15 protein-coding genes and 1 tRNA gene are annotated in these 19171 nt (G+C 67.6%); 10 read left to right on the top strand and 6 right to left on the bottom strand.

Annotated elements, in window-relative coordinates:
- Positions 1-2: 2 nt before the first annotated feature.
- The 3 genes from ACPYN9_RS07055 to ACPYN9_RS07045 all read left to right on the top strand — a co-directional run bounded on the left by ACPYN9_RS07055 (position 3) and on the right by ACPYN9_RS07045 (position 3803).
- Complete coding sequence (locus ACPYN9_RS07055; RefSeq protein WP_424465167.1) at positions 3-1343, top strand: LLM class flavin-dependent oxidoreductase; 1341 nt, start codon at positions 3-5, stop codon at positions 1341-1343.
- Between the two features lie 174 nt (positions 1344-1517).
- Positions 1518-2867, top strand: a complete 1350-nt coding sequence (locus tag ACPYN9_RS07050; protein WP_424465165.1) for a M20/M25/M40 family metallo-hydrolase — start codon at positions 1518-1520, stop codon at positions 2865-2867.
- Positions 2868-3050: 183 nt separating this feature from the next.
- Entirely contained in the window at positions 3051-3803 is a 753-nt protein-coding gene (locus ACPYN9_RS07045) for a MerR family transcriptional regulator (RefSeq protein WP_424465163.1), read from the top strand.
- 492 nt (positions 3804-4295) lie between these two features.
- Here the strand turns inward: ACPYN9_RS07045 and ACPYN9_RS07040 are convergent, their stop codons facing one another.
- From ACPYN9_RS07040 to ACPYN9_RS07030, 3 genes are all read right to left on the bottom strand, one after another.
- Positions 4296-6122 (bottom strand): ABC-F family ATP-binding cassette domain-containing protein, encoded by a 1827-nt coding sequence (locus ACPYN9_RS07040; protein WP_424465161.1) that lies wholly within the window; start codon positions 6120-6122, stop codon positions 4296-4298.
- A gap of 56 nt (positions 6123-6178) precedes the next feature.
- The gene (locus ACPYN9_RS07035; protein WP_424465160.1) at positions 6179-6769 is read right to left on the bottom strand and encodes a MarR family winged helix-turn-helix transcriptional regulator; all 591 of its coding nucleotides are present in this window, start codon (positions 6767-6769) and stop codon (positions 6179-6181) included.
- An 89-nt stretch (positions 6770-6858) separates the two neighbouring features.
- Positions 6859-7311, bottom strand: a complete 453-nt coding sequence (locus ACPYN9_RS07030; protein WP_424465158.1) for a YybH family protein — start codon at positions 7309-7311, stop codon at positions 6859-6861.
- A 139-nt stretch (positions 7312-7450) separates the two neighbouring features.
- Here ACPYN9_RS07030 and ACPYN9_RS07025 point away from each other — a divergent pair.
- The 3 genes from ACPYN9_RS07025 (at position 7451) to ACPYN9_RS07015 (ending at position 10054) form a co-directional block, all read left to right on the top strand.
- Positions 7451-7522, top strand: a tRNA-Gln gene (locus tag ACPYN9_RS07025).
- Positions 7523-7596: 74 nt separating this feature from the next.
- Positions 7597-9042: a bifunctional UDP-N-acetylglucosamine diphosphorylase/glucosamine-1-phosphate N-acetyltransferase GlmU gene (gene glmU / locus ACPYN9_RS07020; RefSeq protein ID WP_424465157.1), complete on the top strand. Its 1446-nt coding sequence runs from the start codon at positions 7597-7599 to the stop codon at positions 9040-9042.
- Between the two features lie 34 nt (positions 9043-9076).
- Entirely contained in the window at positions 9077-10054 is a 978-nt protein-coding gene (locus tag ACPYN9_RS07015) for a ribose-phosphate diphosphokinase (protein WP_424465155.1), read from the top strand.
- A gap of 147 nt (positions 10055-10201) precedes the next feature.
- Here the strand turns inward: ACPYN9_RS07015 and ACPYN9_RS07010 are convergent, their stop codons facing one another.
- Entirely contained in the window at positions 10202-11275 is a 1074-nt protein-coding gene (locus ACPYN9_RS07010; RefSeq protein WP_424465153.1) for an alkene reductase, read from the bottom strand.
- A gap of 138 nt (positions 11276-11413) precedes the next feature.
- The gene (locus tag ACPYN9_RS07005) at positions 11414-12604 is read right to left on the bottom strand and encodes an ROK family protein (RefSeq protein ID WP_424465152.1); all 1191 of its coding nucleotides are present in this window, start codon (positions 12602-12604) and stop codon (positions 11414-11416) included.
- A gap of 124 nt (positions 12605-12728) precedes the next feature.
- Here ACPYN9_RS07005 and ACPYN9_RS07000 point away from each other — a divergent pair, with 124 nt between their 5' ends.
- The 4 genes from ACPYN9_RS07000 to ACPYN9_RS06985 all read left to right on the top strand — a co-directional run bounded on the left by ACPYN9_RS07000 (position 12729) and on the right by ACPYN9_RS06985 (position 17658).
- Positions 12729-14009 carry an ABC transporter substrate-binding protein gene (locus ACPYN9_RS07000; RefSeq protein WP_424465150.1) on the top strand — a complete coding sequence of 427 codons (1281 nt, stop codon included), beginning with the start codon at positions 12729-12731 and terminating at the stop codon, positions 14007-14009.
- A gap of 54 nt (positions 14010-14063) precedes the next feature.
- Positions 14064-14993: a carbohydrate ABC transporter permease gene (locus ACPYN9_RS06995; RefSeq protein ID WP_424465148.1), complete on the top strand. Its 930-nt coding sequence runs from the start codon at positions 14064-14066 to the stop codon at positions 14991-14993.
- Positions 14993-15874, top strand: coding sequence for a carbohydrate ABC transporter permease (locus ACPYN9_RS06990; RefSeq protein ID WP_424465146.1), 882 nt, complete (start codon positions 14993-14995; stop codon positions 15872-15874). The genes ACPYN9_RS06995 and ACPYN9_RS06990 overlap by 1 nt, the downstream gene beginning before the upstream one ends.
- An 86-nt stretch (positions 15875-15960) precedes the next feature.
- Positions 15961-17658 (top strand): alpha-amylase family glycosyl hydrolase, encoded by a 1698-nt coding sequence (locus tag ACPYN9_RS06985; RefSeq protein WP_424465144.1) that lies wholly within the window; start codon positions 15961-15963, stop codon positions 17656-17658.
- Positions 17659-17764: 106 nt separating this feature from the next.
- Here ACPYN9_RS06985 and ACPYN9_RS06980 read toward each other — a convergent pair whose 3' ends face one another.
- Positions 17765-19141: an SDR family NAD(P)-dependent oxidoreductase gene (locus tag ACPYN9_RS06980; protein WP_424465142.1), complete on the bottom strand. Its 1377-nt coding sequence runs from the start codon at positions 19139-19141 to the stop codon at positions 17765-17767.
- Positions 19142-19171: the final 30 nt, after the last annotated feature.

Raw genomic sequence — 19171 nt, 5'->3', positions numbered from 1 at the left:
CGATGACACAGCACAGCACCGGTGAGACTCAGGCGCCAGGCGCCGAGGGCTCGGGCCAGATCCAGTTCGGGGTCTTCTTCCAGGGCGTCAACTCGACGACCATCTGGTCGAGCGAGCAGAGCGGGTCGCAGACGGAGTTCGAGTCGTTCCGCCGCATTGCGCAGACCGCTGAGCGCGGCCTGTTCTCGGCCTTCTTCCTCGGCGAGGGGCTGCGCCTGCGCGAGCATCTCGGCAAGATCCACGACAACGACGTGGCCGGGCGCCCCGACGGCATCACGCAGCTCGCCGCGCTCGCCCCCATCACCGAGAAGATCGGCCTCGTCGCGACGCAAAACACGACCTACAACGAGCCTGCCGACCTCGCGTACCGCCTCGCCAGCCTCGACCTCCTCAGCGAGGGCCGGGCCGCGTGGAACATCGTCACGACCGACAACGCGTGGACCGGCGCGAACTTCCGCCGCGGCGGACACCTCGCCCACGAGCACCGCTACGACCGCGCCGCCGAGTTTGTCCGCGCCTCGAAAGAACTGTGGGCGAATCGGGGCCGCGTGGACTTCGACGGCGAGTTCATCCGCTTCGTCTCCGAGCGAGTGCTCCCGCAGAGCCCGCAGTCGCGGCCGGTGCTGTTCCAGGCGGGTGACTCCAGCCAGGGGCGCGACTTCGGCGCCGAGCACGCCGACGTCATCTTCTCCGCGCATCCTGAGCTCGACGGCGCAACGGCCTTCGCGGCCGACCTGCGCGAACGCCTCACGAAGTTCGGGCGTGCCCGCAACGAGCTCGCGTTCTTCCCCGGCGCATCCATCATCATCGCGGCGACGCCCAAGGAGGCCGAGGAGAAGGCTCACTGGGTGCGCCAGCACCAGATCTCGCCAGCCACCTCGCTGCGCTACCTCGAGCAGTTCTGGGGCAAGGATCTCTCGCACCTCGACCCCGACGGCCCCCTGCCGGTCGAGGACCCGGTGGTCGCCGTCACCGACGGCACCCGCGGCAGCGCGTTCCACAACGCGAAGGCCCTCGAGCTCGCGCAGCAGTGGCGCGCGAAATCAGAAGAACTCGGCCTGTCGATCCGGGAGTTCGTCATTCACCTCTCCTCGCAGCGCGGCTTCGTGGGCAGCGTCGACGAGGTCGCCGACACACTCACCGAGCTCGCCCGCAGCGGCGCAGTCACGGGCATCAACGTGACGCCGTACCTCGTGCCCTCCGGCCTCGACGACATCGTCGACGAGCTCATCCCCGCCCTCCAGGAACGCGGCTCGTACCGCACCGAGTACCCCGGCACGACGCTGCGCGAGAACCTCGGGCTGCCCGCGGTTACCGAGCAGCTGGTGCCCGCGAGCGCGTGAGGTCATCAGTTGGCTGGGGCTCTCGAGCGCAGCTCGGCGGGCGTTGCGAGCGACGCGCGGATGCGGTCGCTGGGCGTCGTGCGGATGCGGTTGCCGGGCGTTGTACGGCCGGCATCGTGACGCCCCGCAACGTCCCGAGCGGCGCTCGTGGGCACCTTCGCCCAGGATGGTGAGATGATTTCGCTTCGCGACGAGACCGTGGCCCTCCTGCAGCAGCTCATCCGCGCCGAAACCGTCAACGACGGCGCGCTCGACTCCGGCAACGAGTGGCGGGCGGCCGCGGTGCTCGATGAGTTCTTCGCGGGCAGCGGGGCCGAGCTGACGCGGGTCGAGCCGTTCCCAGGCCGAGTCTCGGTGGTCGCGCGGCTGCGGGGCACGGACCCGGACGCCGAGTCGTTGGCGCTCGTGGGGCATACCGACGTCGTGCCCGTGAAGGCGACCGACTGGGTGCATCCGCCACACTCCGGCGAGCTCATCGACGGGGAGGTGTGGGGCCGCGGCGCCGTCGACATGCTCTTCCTCACGGCGTCCTACGCCGTCATCTTCAGACGACTCGCGACGAGTGACTTCGCGCCGACGGGCGACCTCGTCTTCGCGGCCGTCGCCGACGAGGAGCAGGGCAGCAGGGCCGGGGTCGGCTGGTTCTCCGAGCACGACTGGGCGACGATCGCGGCCGACAACGTGCTCACCGAGTGGGGCGGGGCGCGCCTCGGGGGAGTCGGCAGCACCGCCATCACGGTCGGGGTCGGCGAGAAAGGCGCCGCGCCGCGCCGCATTGTCGTGCGCGGTGATGCCGCCCACGCGTCGGCCCCGTGGGGCCGCTCGAACGCGGCCGTGACACTCGCCAAAGTCATTGACCGGCTCCAGGCGGGAGCTCCGAAGCCGCGCATCAGCGAGCAATGGCTCGAGACGCTCGCCGCCCTCGACCTGCCCAACGAGCTGAGCGCCCGCCTCGCCGACCCGGCGACCATCGACGACGCCATCGACGAGCTGAGCGCGCATCCCGAACTCGGCGAGCTCGCCCCGTTTGTGCACGCCTGGACCCACACAACGGTCGCCGTCACCGTCGTCGACGCCGGCTCAAAGGTCAACGTCATCCCCGACAGCGGGTCGATCTCGCTCGACATCCGTGTGCTGCCCGGTGTCACCGAGGAGGACGTGGAAGGGCACCTCGCGGCGGTCGCCGCAGAGTTCCCCGGCCTCGTGAGCATTGAGGGCGCCTGGTTCTCGCCCGCCTACGAGTCAGCGACAACGACGCGCCTCTACGCGCAGATCGAAGCGACGCTCGCGGAGCTCGTGCCTGGCGCGAAACCAGCGCCGATCCTCGGGGTCGGCGGCTCCGACGCGCGCTTCTACCGACTGCACGGCGCCAACGCGTTCGGCTTCGGCATCCTCAGCCCAGAGCTAACCTTCTCGGTCGCCCGCAACCGCTTCCACTCCGCAAACGAGCGGCTCGATCTTGACTCCATCGACCTCACTGTGCGCGGCCTCGACCATGTGGTCAAGAACTTCCTCTCGGCGTGACGCGAGACGCGTGATGCAAGACGAGTGGCGAGGGACCTTGCTGCCTGACGCGTAACTCCGGCCCTTGATCTTGATGCTTGACCTTGACCTTGACGTTGCGTCAACTTCTACAGTCGTACTCGAGCGGTTCGCTTCCCCCGAACAACGGGGGAACCGCTCGCACGATCTGAGAGGGCGCGACGCATGGAGTGGTCCATCGGCGAGGTGGCGAAGCGGTCGGGGGTGACCTCGCGCACGCTGCGGCACTACGAGAGCATTGGTCTCCTGCTGCCGAGCAGCACCCGCAGCAACGGCTACCGCTACTACGACGAGGCCGCGCTGCTGCGGCTGCAGCGCATCCTGCTGCTCCGCGAGCTCGGCGTTGGACTGGCCGCAATCGCGGATGCGCTTGCCGGGCGAAGCGACGACGTCGCGGCGCTCGAGACGCACCTCCGCTGGTTGCGCGACGAGCGCATCCGCCTCACGACACAGATCGGCTCGGTGCAGGCGACGCTCGCCGCGCTGAAACGAAAGGAGCAGCTCATGCCTGAGCAGATGTTCGACGGATTCGATCACACGCAGTACAAGGATGAAGTGGAGCAACGTTGGGGTGCCAAGGCGTACGCCGACGGCGACACCTGGTGGCGCGGTCTGGGAGAAGACGGCAAGCGGGCGTTCCTGGAGGAGCAGACGGAGATCCAGGACGCGTTCAGCGCGGCCCAGACGGCAGGCCTCGGCCCGGACAGCGACGAAGCGCAGGCCGCGGCGGCCCGCCAGTACGGGTGGCTCGGAGACAGCTGGCAGGGCAAGGCCCCGACGGCAGAGATGTTCATCAACCTGGGCGAGATGTACGTCGCCGACGAGCGGTTCGGCAAGAACTACACGCGCGTGCACGCGACGGGCGCCGAGTACGTGCGCGACGCGATGCGCGTCTACGCCGAGCGCAACCTTTCGTAGCGCGGCACGCGGGTGCTGGGTTCGCGAGATGCCGCAGAGGGTCGTTTCGGCTTCGCGAGATGCCGCAGAGGGTTGTTTTGGCTTCGCGAGATGCCGCAAACGGTTGTTTTGGGAGCGCGAGTGCAACCTTTTGGGGCATCTCGCGAGGAGTTCGTGGCGCGCCCAAGGGGCACTTCGAAGTTTGCGCACATCCCGCGCTCGTGTCGGCTCGTGTCGGTGCTGGGTTCGCGAGATGCCGCAGAGGGTCGTTTTGGGTTCGCGAGATGCCGCAAAGGGTTGTTCTGGCGGCGCGAGTGCGACCTTTTGGGGCATCTCGCGAGGAGTTCGTGGCGCGCCGAAGACGCGCGTCGAAGTCCGCGCCAACCCAGTGCTCGACTGTCTAACCCAGTGCTCGACTGTCTGACCTAGTGCTCGGGTGGTTCGCCCCGTGCTCGAGTGCTTGGGCCTGAGCACACGCTCGATCGAGTCAGCGCGAGGGCGCGGTCGCTCCGACTACGCCTCGAGGGTTTCCGAAAGCTCGAGCCAGCGCTCTTCGAGCTCGTCGACTTCAGCGGCGAGCGCCTGGCGCTTCGCGGTGATCACGCCGAGCCCCTCGTAGTCGCCCTGGTCGTGGGCGGCGAGCTCGGCGTCGACCTTGTGCATCGACTGTTCGAGTTTCTGGATCTTCCGCGTGATGCCCTGCACTTCCTTCTCGGCGTTGCGGCGCTCAGCGCCGCCGAGGGAGAGCGTGGATGCGCTGGTCGCCGCCGAGGGTCCGATGGCGTCGGCAGCCGCATCCGTTGTGCTCGAGAGGGTCGCGGGTGCTGAGCCCTTGAGGCTGTTCGAGCGCAGTTCGAGGTACTGGTCGACGCCGCCGGGGAGGTGGCGGAAGCCGCCGTCCCAGACCGCGTACTGCTGGTCGGTGACGCGCTCGAGCAGGTACCGGTCGTGCGAGACGACAAGGAGAGTGCCTGGCCAGGTGTCGAGGAGGTCTTCCATGGCGGCGAGCATGTCGGTGTCGAGGTCGTTGGTGGGCTCGTCGAGGATGAGCACGTTCGGCTCGTCGAGCAGGATGAGGAGCAGCTGGAGGCGGCGGCGCTGGCCGCCGGAGAGGTCCTTCACCGGCGTCTGCAGCTGGGTGGTGCTGAAGCCGAGGCGCTCGAGGAGCTGCGACGGCGTCATCTCTTTGCCGCCCGACACGTAGCTCGACTTCTGGCGCGCGACGACCTCGCGCACCCGGTCGTTCTGGTGCTCGTCGAGTTCGGCAAGCCGCTGGGACAGGGTCGCGATCTTGACGGTTTTGCCGCGCTTCACCTTGCCGCTTGTTGGCTCGAGGCTGCCCGCGACGAGGTTCAGCAGGGTCGACTTCCCGGCGCCGTTGACCCCGAGGATGCCGGTGCGCTCTCCGGGGGCGATGCGCCACTCGATGTCGCGCAGCACTTCCTTGTCGCCGAACGTCACGCCGACGTCGAGGAGGTCGACGACGTCCTTGCCAAGACGCGCGGTCGCGAGCTGCGACAGCTCGACCGGGTTGCGCACCGGCGGCTCGTCCTCGATGAGCTGCGTAGCCGCTTCGATGCGGAACTTCGGCTTCGCGGTGCGGGCCGGGGCGCCGCGGCGCAGCCAGGCGAGCTCCTTGCGCATCAAGTTCTGTCGCTTCGACTCGATGGCGGCCGACTGCCGGTCGCGTTCAACGCGCTGCAGGATGTACGCCGCGTAGCCGCCCTCAAACGGGTCGAGCACACGGTCGTGCACCTCCCAGGTCGTCTGGCACACCGCATCCAGGAACCACCGGTCGTGCGTGACGACCACGAGCCCGCCCTGGTTCTTCGACCAGCGCCCGTTGAGGTGCTTCGCGAGCCAGGCGATGCCTTCGACGTCGAGGTGGTTCGTGGGCTCGTCGAGCATGATGATGTCGTCGTCGCCGATGAGGAGAGCCGCGAGGGCGACGCGGCGCTGCTGGCCGCCGGAGAGGTCGCCGATCTTGTCGGTCCACTCGAGGTCTCCGGCGAGGCCGTTGACGACGTCGCGGATCTTTGCGTCCGACGCCCAGTCGTGGTCGTCCATGTCTCCGACGATGGCCTGCTTGACCGTCAGCGCTGGGTCGAGGGTATCGGCCTGATCGAGCATGCCGACGCGCACGCCGCGCCGCCTCGTGACCTTGCCGCCGTCGGGTTCGATGCGTCCGGCGAGCAGCTTGAGGAGCGTCGACTTGCCGTCGCCGTTGCGGCCGACGATGCCGATGCGGTCGCCCTCTTGGATGCCGACCGAGACGCTGTCGAAGACGACTCGGGTCGGGAACTCGAGGTGAAGCGCTTCTGCGCCGAGGAGGTGGGCCATCAGACCAGCTTAAGGCCGCGGTGTGCTGGGACTTTCCAGCGTCTGCGGGGCTCGGCTCAGTGGGCCGGGTCGTCCATGCGCAGCGACAGCGTGCGCAGGGCGGTGGCCAGGTCGTCTCTGGTCTCAAGGTCGAGCTCGGCGAGCAGCTCGCGTTCGGCGGCGACGAGACGGGTGAGGGCCTCATCGACGAGGTCGCGCCCGTTGTCGGTCATGGTGACGAGGATGCCGCGCCCGTCGTTCGGGTCGACCTCGCGGGTGACGAGGCCGCGACTGACGAGTCGGTCGATGCGGTTGGTCATCGTGCCGCTGGAGACGAGGTTCGAGGCGAGGAGATGCTTCGGGCTGAGCCGGTGCGGGGAGCCCGCTCGGCGCAGGGCGGAGAGCACGTCGAACTCCCACAGCTCGAGGCCGGTTTCGGCGAAGGCGGCTTTGCGGAGTGCATCGAGCTGCTTCGCGATGCGCTTCACGCGCGAGAAGATGCGGAGCGGGTCGACGTCGAGGTCGGGGCGTTCCCGCGACCAGTCGCGCACGATTGTGTCGACGGTGTCGACCGGATGCGCGTCGCGCGAGGACTGCGCGCGATCGTTCAGCTCGACCGCTGCGCGCACGGAGTCGCGCGGGTGAACTGCACGTCGGGGGGCATCCATACGTCCCATTATGGCGAGTCGCTCGCGCGCGGGGCGACGCGCCGGCGCCGGCGGGGCAGGGGCCGCTGCGGAGCGCGGGGGACGTTCGGCTAGGAGTTCGGGTGGTGCGCGTTCACTTCCCGCTTGGTCACCACGAGTCCGCTTTCGGGGTCGACGGGCGCTGATGTGTGTTCGTGGGCGATCACCCAGGCTCCCTTGTGCTGCACGAGTGCCCAGGTGAGGCGGTTGTCCATCCACTCCTGAACCCCGTTCTGGTCGTGCCACGAGTACCGGACGAAGCTCTCGACCACCACGACATCTTGATCGCCGTAGGCCCGGAGATCGGTGAAGGTGGCGGAGTGGGTTCCTGACTCGATGGAGTCGAACCACGCGTCGATCGACGTGCCCCACGCATCCGCACCCTCATGGGACCAGGTGCTCCACAGATCGAAGACGCGCAGGTCTGGCGCGTAGAGCGCCATGATGCCAGTCTTGTCGCGGCCGGTGACGGCCGCCGCGTAGGCATCGGTGAATCGCTTCGCAACGGACAGGGCTTCGGACATGATGCCTCCTTGCATCTTGCGGAACACGATCTTCCTCGTGCCTCAGTCTGGCTCACTCGGCTTCGCGACACCACCGAGGCTGGCCCGTGGGGCCTCCGCTTCTGGCACAATTGGCGAGTGCACGCGTGAGCGGGCACGTTCCTCCTTGGTGTAACGGCAGCACGACAGCCTTTGGAGCTGTTAGGTCCAGGTTCGAATCCTGGGGGAGGAGCGGCGCGGGGGTGCTGCATGCCACCGTGGACCGTGATGGCGTTCGAATCACGGCGCCCACAACGAGGAGGATCTGTGACCGATCGTGAACTCGCAATCGTCATCCTGGCCGCCGGCCAGGGGACGCGGATGCGCTCAAGCACCCCGAAGGTGCTTCACCGACTCGGAGGAATCCCGCTGGTCGGGCACGTGCTGCACACGGCGGCCGAGCTGGGGCCGGCGCACACTGTCACCGTTGTGCGCCATGACCGAGACCGCGTCGTCTCGGCGATCCAGGACCTCGCGCCCGAGACGCGCTTCGCAGACCAGGATGAGGTTCCGGGCACGGGCCGTGCGCTCGAGGTTGGCCTCGAGTCGCTTCCCGAGGACTTCGACGGCGTCGTCGTGGTGCTGTCGGGTGACGTGCCGCTCCTCGACTCAGGCACGATCGCTCGCATGATCGATCAGCATCGCCGCGCGCAGAACCAGCTGACCCTGCTGAGTGCCTTCGTGCAGGAGCCCGCAGGGTTCGGTCGCATCGTGCGTTCGACCTCGGGCGATTTCGACGAGATCGTCGAGCATAAGGACGCGAGCGAGGAGCTGCTGCGCATCACCGAGATCAACGCTGGCGTGTACGCGTTTGACGCGCGCACGGTGCGTCAGGTGCTCGGCCGCATCGACGACTCAAACTCGCAACACGAGAAGTACCTGACCGATGCGGCGAAGCTCATCAAGGCGGATGCGGGGCGCATCGAGGCGATCGCCGTCACCGACCCCGAGATCGTGCAGGGCATCAACGACCGGGTGCAGCTCGCGGAGGCGCAGCGCTACTACAACGCACGTCAGATCCGGCACTGGCAGCTGGAGGGCGTCACGGTGCATGATCCCGCGACGACGGTCATCGAGGGGAACGTCTCGCTTGGGCGCGACGTCGAGCTCCTCCCCGGCACCCAGTTGCGCGGGGCCACGTCGGTCGCCGACGGCGCCATCATCGGTCCCGACACGACCCTCGTCGACTGCGAGGTCGGGGAGGGTGCCGTCGTGAAGCGCACCGACGCGACGCTCAGCGTCATCGGCGCGGGCGCATCCGTTGGCCCCTGGGCATTCCTGAGGCCGAACACCATCCTGGGTGCGGGCGGCAAGATCGGCACGTTCGTGGAGACGAAGAACACGCAGATCGGCGACGGCTCGAAGGTGCCGCATCTCTCGTACATCGGCGACACCGAGGTCGGGCGGAACTCGAACATCGGCGCGGGCACAATCACGGCCAACTACGACGGAGTGAACAAGCACCGCACCACCGTGGGCAATGATGTCCGCTCCGGGTCGCACAACGTCTTCGTCGCCCCGGTTAGGATTGGCGACGGAGCGTACACGGGGGCCGGAACGGTGGTCCGCAAGGACGTCCCGGCTGGTGCGCTCGCCATCAACGTCGCACCTCAGCGCAATGCTGAGGGATGGGTGCTGAAGAACCGTGCAGGCACCGCGGCGGCCGAGGCTGCCGAGGCAGCGTCGGCGGGCGATTCAGAACCGAACGCGTAACAGCAGAACAAGCACAGGAAACGGGCGGTACAGCGTGTCTGGCATCATCACCTCCACTGAGAAACGACTTGTTCTCGTCTCCGGCAGAGCTCATCCAGAGCTGGCGCAGGCGGTCGCAGCGGAGCTCGGCATCGACCTCGGGGAGACCGAGTCGAGAACCTTCGCCAACGGAGAGATCTACGCCCGTTACGGCGAGAGCATGCGTGGGGCCGACGTGTTCGTGCTCCAGTCGCACTGCCCGCCGATCAACGAGTGGCTCATGGAGCAGCTCATCATGATCGACGCGCTCAAGCGCGCTTCGGCGAAGCGCATCACCGTGGTGGCGCCCTTCTACCCGTATGCGCGGCAAGATAAGAAGGGCCGCGGCCGCGAGCCGATCTCGGCTCGTCTGGTTGCCGACCTCTTCAAGGCCGCGGGGGCCGACCGCATCATGTCGGTCGACCTGCACGCGCCGCAGGTGCAGGGCTTCTTCGACGGGCCCGTCGACCACCTGTTCGCGATGCCGGTGCTCCTCGAGCACTTCCGTCAGAAGCTCGACCCGGCGACGCTCACGGTCGTGTCGCCGGACATGGGGCGCGTGCGCGTCGCCGACGTGTGGAGCGACCAGCTGGATGCGCCGCTCGCGATCATCCACAAGCGTCGTGACCCTGCGGTCGCGAATCAGGTGACGGTGCACGAGATCGTCGGTGAGGTCGAGGGGCGTGTCTGCCTGCTCGTTGATGACCTCATCGACACGGGCGGCACGATCGTGAAGGCGGCCGAGGCGCTCAAGGCGGCGGGCGCGATTGGTGTTGTGGTCGCCGCGACGCACGCGGTGTTCTCGCACCCGGCGGTCGAGCGACTGAGCTCTGAAGCCATTGACGAGGTCGTCGTCACTGACACGCTGCCGTTGCCGCCGGAGAAGCGCTTCGAGAAGCTCACGATCCTTCCCATCGCCCCGACGCTGGCTCGCGCCATCACTGAGGTCTTCACCGATGGCTCGGTGACCTCGATGTTCGAGGGCGCGGCGTAGCCTCCGCGGCTCCCGAGGTGTGCAGACGCCCCGGCGGAACCTTCGGGTTCCGCCGGGGCGTCTGCGTGTCTGGCTTCGCCCTCCGGCGAGCGGGGTGCGCGTCGCGCACGGACCTTTTGTCGTGCGCGACCTCGCTTCCTTCGTCGCCTACGCCGAGAGGCGGGGGTAGTCGGTGTACCCGACTGCGCCTTCACCGTAGAAGGTCGCCGGGTTCGGCTCGTTCTCGGGGTGTCCGCCGATCCAGCGCTCGACGAGGTCGGGGTTGGCGATCGCGAGGCGCCCGACGGCGACCGCATCTGCGTTGCCCTGCTTCACGAGGCCCTCGGCTTCCTCGCGGGTCGTCACCCGGCTGAACCCGCTGTTCGCGATGAACGCGCCGCCAAAGCGCGCGCGGAGGTCCTGTACGAGCGCACCCACCGGGTCGCTGTGCAGCACGCTCAGGTACGCGAGCCCGAGCGGGGCGAGGCCATCGGCCACTGCCTCGTAGGTCGCCCGCACGTCGGCCTCGTCGGTCTCGACGACATCCTGAATGTTGTGGGCGGGGGAGAGGCGCACCCCGACGCGGCCAGCGCCGATGGCTTCGGCGACTGCGGTCGTGACCTCGACGAGGAACCGAGCGCGGGCCGCGGGCGAGCCGCCGTACTCCTCGGTGCGCACGTTCGAGACCGGCGACAGGAACTCGTGGAGCAGGTAGCCGTTGGCGCCGTGGATCTCAACACCGTCGAGGCCCGCCTCGACGGCGCGGCGGGCCGCATCCACGAACTCCTCACGGACGACGGCGAGCTCGGCCGTCGTGAGCGAGTGCGGAACCGGGTACGGCTGCTTGCCGTTCGGCGTCCGCACTTCGCCGTCGATCGCAATGGCGCTCGGTGCGACGATCCGCTCCGTGCCGGTGATGTCGGGATGCGAGACGCGTCCGCCATTCATGATCTGCATGACGATGCGGCCGCCGCGCGCGTGGACGGCGTCAGCGACGCGGCGCCAGCCCTCGACCTGCTCTGGGGTGACAATGCCCGGCTGGCCCGGGTACGAACGCGACTCGGCGCTCGGGTACGTGCCCTCCGTGATGATGAGACCCAAGCTCGCGCGCTGCGCGTAGTGCTCCGCGACGAGCTCGCCCGGCACACCCTCGGCGCTTGCGCGCGTTCGGGTCAGGGGTGCCATGACGACGCGGTTGGCGAGCTCGATGTCGCCGAGAGTCAAGGGGGAGAAAAGATCCACGGATGCTGCCTTTCGGTCGAAGGGCGAACGCGAGTGCGAGGGCCCACTGATCGAACAGCGCGGCGGCTCAGGCCATTCCGTGCCGCGTGTTGCCCGCTCGCGCGGCTTGGCCGCGTTCGGCTGGATCACCGTGACGCGCTACAGGTCGAGGATTCCATCCCGCACGGAGCGGAGCGCGTGTTGCACGGCGCCCACCGAGACGACGCCCGCACCGAGTTCGGAGCGCACCAGCTGTGGCACCGGGAGGTGCAGGAGTGCGGGGAGCTCGGCGCGCGCGGCTTCGAGGAGTCCCTCGGCGCCGGGCGCGACGCCGCCGGCGACGATGACGCGTTCTGGGTCGAAGAGGCTCGCGACCAGGCCTGCGATGCGCGCGAGGACGGCGCCGACCTCGGCGACGACTCGGCGGGCATCTGCGTCGCCATCCCTCGCCGCTTCGAGCACGAGCTTGCCGTCGATGGCCTCGACGGGCACGCTCAGCAGGGGACTGCCCGCGGATACCGCTCCGCCCTCGACGGCTGCGCGGGCGAGGCGGGCCGCGCGCAGCCCTAGGCCGTCGACGCCCTCGGCTCCGGCGACGAGGTCGAGCCCGAGCATCTCGCCGACGCCGCCGTGGGCGCCCCGCAGGAGTCGCCCGTCGACGACGATGCCGGCGCCGAAGCGCTCGCCGCTGAGGAACGTGACGAAGTCGCTGCACCCCACGCCGCCGCCGACGCTGCCTTCCGCGACGGCCGCGAGCAGCGCGTCGTTCTCGACCCTGATGATGGGCACCTCGGCGTCGAACACGGTCACGAAGTCAGGGTTCGTGCGCTGCCAGAAGCCCTCGACGTGCACGGGCGAGATGCCGCGTGCATCCACGGGTGCGGGGACGCCGATGCAGATTCCGGCGACGGCCTCGAGGCGGTGGCCCGTCGTCGCCAGCTGGTTGGTCACGACGCGGCGCAGGAGCTCGCGCCTGGTCCCAGGGGAGTCGGCTTCCGGGTCCACTTCCACCTGCCCGGAGCTGACTGTCTCACCTCTGAGGTTCGCGACGGTCGTGGTGAGGTGCTCCCGACCGGCGTCGACGCCCACGACGAGGGCGGTGTCGGCGGCGAACTCGAAGCGACGCGCTGGTCTGCCCTTCTGGTAGGTGCCGTCCTCGCGCGAGTTGGGGAGCTCGGTCACGAGGCCGCAGGAGGCGAGCTCGTCAAGCAGGTCGATGGTCGTCGAGCGTGTGAGGCCGATGCTCATCGCATCCGTCGCGGTGAAGGCGCCGGAGCCCCAGGCGTACTCGAGGAGCAGCTGCAGGTTGAGACGCTTCAGCGGGGAGGGGCTGCTTGGGAGCGAGAACACAGTGTTGACCTTTCCGTGGCCGTTGGCTTACATTACCTCCAGCAGTAAATTTAGACACAAAATTTAGTGTTCGTTTCAATGTCTGGTGATGTGACGCCGCCAGCTCAGCCCAAGGGACAATGACGTGCCATCACCGACGAAACGCCTCAGGCCCACAGCACTCCTCCGCGCGATCGTGGCGGCGCTCGTGCTCGTGCTCACCGGGTCCGGCCTCGCGGCCTGCAGTGGAACGGGGCCCACCGAGGTCCGCTTCTTCCTCAGTAAGCCAGAGGCCATCCCGTACTTCCGCGAGCTCATCCAGGAGTACAACGCATCCCAAAGCGACGTGCGAGTTGTCCTCGACACCTCCTCGAACCTGCAGGCCGGCTTCCTTCGCGGCAACCCGCCGGACCTCGGACTCCTCAACTACAACATGGAGATGGCGCGGTTTATGGAGCGCGGTGCACTCTCCGACCTGTCGGACCTGCCCGAAGCGGACCGCATCCTGCCCGAGATCCAGGACCTCGTCGACCAGTACGCGAGCTACCCGGGCCGCACAAGCGTGCTCCCGTACTCGGTGATGGCCGCATCCGTCATCTACAACAAAGACATCTTCGAAGAACAGGGGCTCGAGGTCCCGACCACCTACAGCGAGCTCATCGAGGTCTGCGAACAGCTCAAGGCGGCCGGCATCGACCCGTTCTATGCGACCTTCAAAGACCCGTGGACCGTGAGCCAGGGCTGGTTCGACTACACCGTCGGCGGCTCCATCGACGTGGCCGGGTTCTACGACGAACTGAACGAGCTCGGTACTGAGGTCGGGTCGGACTCGCCCGTGTCGTTCGAGTCGACCATGACCGACTCAGTGACCAAGATGACCGAGCTCGCCAGTGAATACACGAATGCGGATGCAGGAAGCCGCGGATACGGGGACGGGAACGTGGCGTTCGCCGAAGGCAAGGGCGCCATGTACCTGCAGGGCCCGTGGGCGCTCGGCGAGATCGCCAAGACGAACCCCGACGCCGAACTCGGCATGTTCCCGCTCCCCATGACCGAGAACCCCGATGACCGGGAGGTGCGCGTCAACATCGACCTCGCCGCCTGGATCCCCGAGGCATCGAAGCATAGAGAGGAGGCACGCGACTTCCTGCAGTACCTCTTCCAGCCTGAGGTCATCAACGACTACAACGCCGCCCAGCTCGGGTTTGGCACGACCGTCGACGCAGACCCAGTCACCGACCCTCGACTCGTCGAGCTGCAGCCGTACTACGAGGACGCCGCCTTCTATCAGGGCCCTTCGAAGGCCATCCCACTCACCATCCCCACCGACAACTACATGCAGGGACTCGTCACCGGGGGAGCCAGCGTCGAAGGAACGCTCAGCACCCTCGACGCCGACTGGGCCCGCCTCGCGCTGCGCCAGTAACCGCTCATGGCAACGGCAAGCACCACCCGATCACGAACCGGAATGGAGACACTGATGTCGACCACCACCGAGGCGATCCGAACCGACGAAGCGAAGCGCGACGGCAAGAAGCTCAGGCCACGCAGCACACGTCGCGTCGATCGCATCCACTACCTCTTCCTTGTCCCAACGCTCGTGCTCTTCACGATCGCCATCACCATCCCGGCCATCATCGGCATCTTCTTCAGCTTCACCAACTCGATCGGCTTCGGGGAGTGGAACTTCGTTGGCATCACGAACTACATCGCGATGTTCGGCGACCCCGCGATCTGGCAGAGCTACGGCTTCACCATGGGCTTCGCCGCAGTTACCGTGATCGTCGTCAACGTGCTCGCGTTCCTCCTCGCGGTCGGGCTCGTCGCGAAGATCCGCCTCAAGGCGCCGCTGCGGACCGTGTTCGTGATCCCCATGGTCATCTCGGGCATCGTCATCGCGTTCGTGTTCAACTTCCTCTTCTCGAACGCCGTACCGGCACTCGGCCAGAGCCTCAACATCCCGTGGCTCTCGGAGAGCATCCTCGCGAACCCGAGCCTCGCCTGGATCGGCATCGTCATCGTCACCGCGTGGCAGGCGATACCCGGCACGCTCCTCATCTACATTGCGGGACTCCTGGCGGTGCCCGGCGACGTCTACGAGGCCGCCGAGCTGGACGGGGCGACCAAGCTGCAGCAGATGCTGCAGATCACGCTGCCCCTCGTCGCAGGCTACGTCGTCATCAACGTCATCCTCGGTTTCAAGAACTTCCTCAACGCCTACGACATCATCGTCGGCCTCACGGACGGCGGTCCTGGCACGTCGACGAGAAGCATCGCGATGACGATCTTCACCGGCTTCAGCGGGGGCGACTACGCCTACCAAATGGCGAACGCGACCTTCTTCTTCGTGATCGTCGTCGCCATCTCCCTTCTCCAGCTCCGCCTCACCCAGGGAAAGAACCAACTCTGATGGCACTTCAGCAGCCCATCGTCGGCCGCACGCGCGCGGCATCCGCCAACACGACCTTCGGAGGGCGCAAGCGGTGGTCGACGACGATCATCCTGTTCCTCTGCGCCGTGACCGTGCTCATCCCGCTGTACGTGACGGTCGTGACCGCCTTCAAAACGACCTCGCAGGCGGTGAGCGGCAACGTCTTTGCGCTGCCCGCGCCGTTCAGCATCGACGGCTTCGTCGAGGCCTGGAACCTCACCAACTTCCCGCAGGCGTTCGGCGTCTCCGTCTTCATCACGGCGGGAACAGTCGCCGGCGTGATCCTGCTCGCGGCGCTCGCCTCGTACGCGATCACGCGGAACTGGAACAACCGCTTCTTCCGCGGCTCCTTCTACTACCTGCTGGCCGCGATGTTCCTCCCGTTTCCGGCGGTCGCGCTTCCGCAGATCCAGATGAGCGGCCTCTTCGGCCTCGACAACCCGGTCGGCGTGATCATCCTGCACGTCATGTTCCAGCTGAGCTTCTCGATCCTGCTCTTCACGGCGTTCCTGCGCTCGATCCCCGGGGAGCTGGAGGAGAGCGCGCGCATCGACGGAGCGAGCACCTGGCAGACCTTCTGGCGCGTCATCTTCCCGCTGCTCGCCCCCATGAGCGCGACGGTCGGCATCTTCGCCTTCCTCGCTTCCTGGAACGACTTCATGATGCCGTCGCTCATCATCTCCGACCCGGCCATGCAGACCCTCCCGGTCGTGCAGAAGATCTTCCAAACGCAGTTCAGCAACAACTACAACGTGTCGTTCGCCTCGTACCTGATGGCGATGGCGCCAGCCCTGATCGCCTACCTGTTCACGCAGAGGTGGGTCATGGAAGGTGTCACGCAAGGGGCAGTGAAGGGCTGACCTTCGGCGCCCGTGCGCAAACCGTTCTCGCCTCGCAGACCACCATCGACCGCAGACCGCCCACAACCCAAGGAATACCCCCAACTATGAGCTCGACCTTCTCCGCAGAGACCGACCTCCTCACTCGCGCCCTGCCACACGACGCCGACTGGTGGCGTCAGGCAGCCGTCTACCAGATCTACCCGCGCAGCTTCGCCGACGCCAACGGCGACGGGCTCGGTGATCTGCCCGGCATCACCGCCAAAGTGCCCTACCTGCAGGGCCTCGGCGTCGACGCCGTCTGGCTCAGCCCCTTCTATCCTTCAGAGCTCGCCGACGGCGGCTACGACGTTGCCGACTACCGAAACGTGGACCCACGCCTCGGTACCCTCGCGGACTTCGACGACATGGTCGCTGCGCTGCACGGCGTTGGGATCAAGGTGATCGTCGACATCGTGCCGAACCACTCCTCAGACCAGCACGAGTGGTTCCAAGCGGCGCTCGCGGCGGGGCCAGGATCCCCCGAACGAGACCGCTACATCTTCCGGGATGGGAAGGGTCCGGACGGGGCAGAGGCTCCGACCGACTGGGAGTCGGTCTTCGGCGGCCCGGCCTGGCACCGGGTAGAGGACGGCCAGTGGTACTTCCACAACTTCGCCGTCGAGCAGCCCGACTTCAACTGGTCGAACCCTGAGGTGCGCGCCGACTTCCTGAAGACGCTGCGCTTCTGGTCGGACCGCGGAGTCGATGGGTTCCGCATCGACGTCGCCCACATGCTCACCAAGGACCTCAGCGGGGATCTGCCCTCGAAGGCTGAGCTCGACGCGATGCCGTTCGACGGCCTGCACCCGATCATCGACCGAGACGACGTGCACGAGGTGTACGCCGAATGGCGTGAGGTCTTCAACTCGTACGACCCTCCACGCACCGCCGTCGCCGAGGCGTGGGTCGAGCGCGATCGTCGCCCGCGCTACGCGAGCCCGGAGGGGCTCGGTCAGGCGTTCAACTTCGACCTGCTCGAGGCAGACTTCGACGCCGCCCAGTTTTCGAGCATCGTCGCCGACAACCTCGAGCTCGCCGAGCGGTCCGGTTCGTCGACCACGTGGGTGCTGTCGAACCACGACGTGGTGCGTCACGCGACCCGATACGGGCTTCCGCATCCGGAGCGCGACGAGAAGGGGCACCCGCTGGCGAAGCACGGCTCGGAGTGGCTGCTCTCTGCCGGCGAGCGTCCGGCGCTGGATGCCGAGGGCGGCCTCCGGCGTGCCCGCGCGGCGACGCTGTTCACGCTTGGTCTTCCGGGTTCCGCCTACCTGTACCAGGGTGAGGAGTTGGGCCTGCACGAGGTTGCTGAGATCCCGGACGCGGACCGCCAGGACCCTACCTTCTTCCGCAACCCCGGCGTGGACATCGGCCGCGATGGCTGCCGCGTTCCGCTGCCGTGGGCGTCGGAGGGCCGCTCATTCGGGTTCGGGGTAGCGGATGCGCACCTGCCCCAGCCCGAGTGGTTCGGCGCATCAGCGGTCGGGGTGCAGTACGTCGACCCGGAATCGGTGCTGACGATGTACCGGCGGGCGCTTGCGCTCCGCCACGAACTGCAGAGCGGTGAGCAGCTCGAATGGCTGCCGACCGGGCGTGAAGACGTGCTCCGGTTCGCTCGGCCGAACGGGTGGGAGATCGTGACGAACTTCGGTTCGGAGCCCTTCGAGCTCGGCGCAGACGCTGAGGTGCTGCTGCGCAGCGACCTGGAGGCTGGCCCGACCCTCGCCGCTGAGACGACCGCCTGGGTGCGCCGCCGCGCGTAGTCAGCTCAGCACACCGCTGAGGTGCGCCCGCCCTCGATACGAGCATCGGGCGCACCTCGTGGCGCGGCATCGTTCCCGTGCCGCTGGGGCAGGCAACGACTCTGGTTCACTTCGGCGTCGGTTCGCCGAGCAGTCCCCGCAGCGCGGTCAGCATCCGCTGCGCCGCAAGACGCCCGTTGGTGGGGTCGATCGCGTGGTGGGCGGCCATGCACTCCCTATGTAGCCGGCGTTCGTCGACGCCATGGGGCAGGCGAATCTCCCAGTCAACGCCGAACGGTTGTTCGGGCACGCCCGCGTGCGCAAGGTACTCGGCGGTCGTCTCGTGGATGATCGCGCGGACCTCGTCCGTAGCGGTTGCCAGCCTGCCTCCGTCGCTACTGTGCGTCGGATACGAAGCGGTGCGTTGGCACACGTACTCAGGACCAGCCAAGTAGGCGATCAACGCCGTCCAACCGTTGAGATCGAGGTGCACGCGGTGCCCGGCACGTGTGCTGTGCGTCGGAAAGTCATTCCAGCTCCAGGTCGGAAGCTCGGGCTCGGCGGGGCGGGCGGCCTCGTCGCCGAGGAGTTGCTCGGAGAGCTCCCAGAGCTTTCTTGCCGAGGCGGGGTCCAGAGCGTGCGGGACCACCCCGTGCAGACCATCGACGATCTCTGCCACGACTTCTGCGGGGCGGCAGTCTTCGTAGTAGGTGGGAGTGCCCGGTCCAAGGAGAGCCCGGGTGGCGACGTAGACCGTGGTCGCCGCTCCCTGCTGCGGGGTCTTCGTCGGGAAGCGTCGCTGCATGTCGGCGAGCACTTCCGGGTCCCAATGGCGCTGCAGGTTCGTCCAGATTCCACCCGGCATAAGCGCTGCGGCGGCAATGCCTCGTTCGGTCCAGCGTCGTGTGGCCTCCAGACTGAAGAGCACGTTCGCAGTCTTGGACTGGCCATACGCGAGATGCCGGTCGTAGTCGTCTCGCTCGAAGAATGGGTCGTCGAACCGAATGCCGCTCGAGCCGTGACCGCTCGAGCTCACAGCCACGATGCGAGCGTTCTGGGCCTCGGTGAGTGCGGGAAGCAGAACTTGCGCAAGCGCGAAGTGCCCGAGGTGGTTGACGGCGAACTGCAGCTCCCACCCCGCTGGTGTGCGCGACTCCGGGGTATGCATGATCCCGGCGTTGTTGATGAGCAGGTGCAGTGGCCCCGACCAGGCGTCGCCGAGCGCGCGAACCGTCGAAAGGTCCGCCAGATCTAGGTGCGCCACACGGACGTCGGCGTCGTTGACGGATGCGCGGATGTAGCTGGCGGTCCGCTCCCCGGCTTCTAGGTCGCGCACCGCGAGCGTCACGGTAGCGCCCGCCGCCGCGAGCGCGCGTGCCGTCTCGGCGCCGATTCCAGAGCTTGCACCAGTCACAAGCGCTGTCTGGCCGAAGAGGTCAATACCGGCGACCACCTCGAGAGCTGTCGAGTCGGGGCCGAACGTGGGAGAGCCTGGACGGTTCATGGTCCTGTTCCTACCACCGCGAGCACCGCC

The organism is Pseudoclavibacter helvolus, assembly GCF_049707175.1.
Classification (GTDB): domain Bacteria; phylum Actinomycetota; class Actinomycetes; order Actinomycetales; family Microbacteriaceae; genus Pseudoclavibacter; species Pseudoclavibacter helvolus_A.
The sequence above is the reverse complement of the archived record's forward strand: the minus strand, read 5'-3'. Positions and strand labels throughout refer to the sequence as shown.

Excerpts from the sequence above, each read along its gene's own strand:
- ACPYN9_RS07035 (WP_424465160.1), bottom strand. The coding sequence starts at position 6,769 with ATGGATGCCCCCCGACGTGCAGTTCACCCGCGCGACTCCGTGCGCGCA.
- ACPYN9_RS06990 (WP_424465146.1), top strand. The coding sequence starts at position 14,993 with ATGGCACTTCAGCAGCCCATCGTCGGCCGCACGCGCGCGGCATCCGCC.
- ACPYN9_RS07030 (WP_424465158.1), bottom strand. The coding sequence starts at position 7,311 with ATGTCCGAAGCCCTGTCCGTTGCGAAGCGATTCACCGATGCCTACGCG.
- ACPYN9_RS07055 (WP_424465167.1), top strand. The coding sequence starts at position 3 with ATGACACAGCACAGCACCGGTGAGACTCAGGCGCCAGGCGCCGAGGGC.
- ACPYN9_RS06985 (WP_424465144.1), top strand. The coding sequence starts at position 15,961 with ATGAGCTCGACCTTCTCCGCAGAGACCGACCTCCTCACTCGCGCCCTG.
- ACPYN9_RS06995 (WP_424465148.1), top strand. The coding sequence starts at position 14,064 with ATGTCGACCACCACCGAGGCGATCCGAACCGACGAAGCGAAGCGCGAC.
- ACPYN9_RS06980 (WP_424465142.1), bottom strand. The coding sequence starts at position 19,141 with ATGAACCGTCCAGGCTCTCCCACGTTCGGCCCCGACTCGACAGCTCTC.
- ACPYN9_RS07045 (WP_424465163.1), top strand. The coding sequence starts at position 3,051 with ATGGAGTGGTCCATCGGCGAGGTGGCGAAGCGGTCGGGGGTGACCTCG.
- ACPYN9_RS07040 (WP_424465161.1), bottom strand. The coding sequence starts at position 6,122 with ATGGCCCACCTCCTCGGCGCAGAAGCGCTTCACCTCGAGTTCCCGACC.
- ACPYN9_RS07050 (WP_424465165.1), top strand. The coding sequence starts at position 1,518 with ATGATTTCGCTTCGCGACGAGACCGTGGCCCTCCTGCAGCAGCTCATC.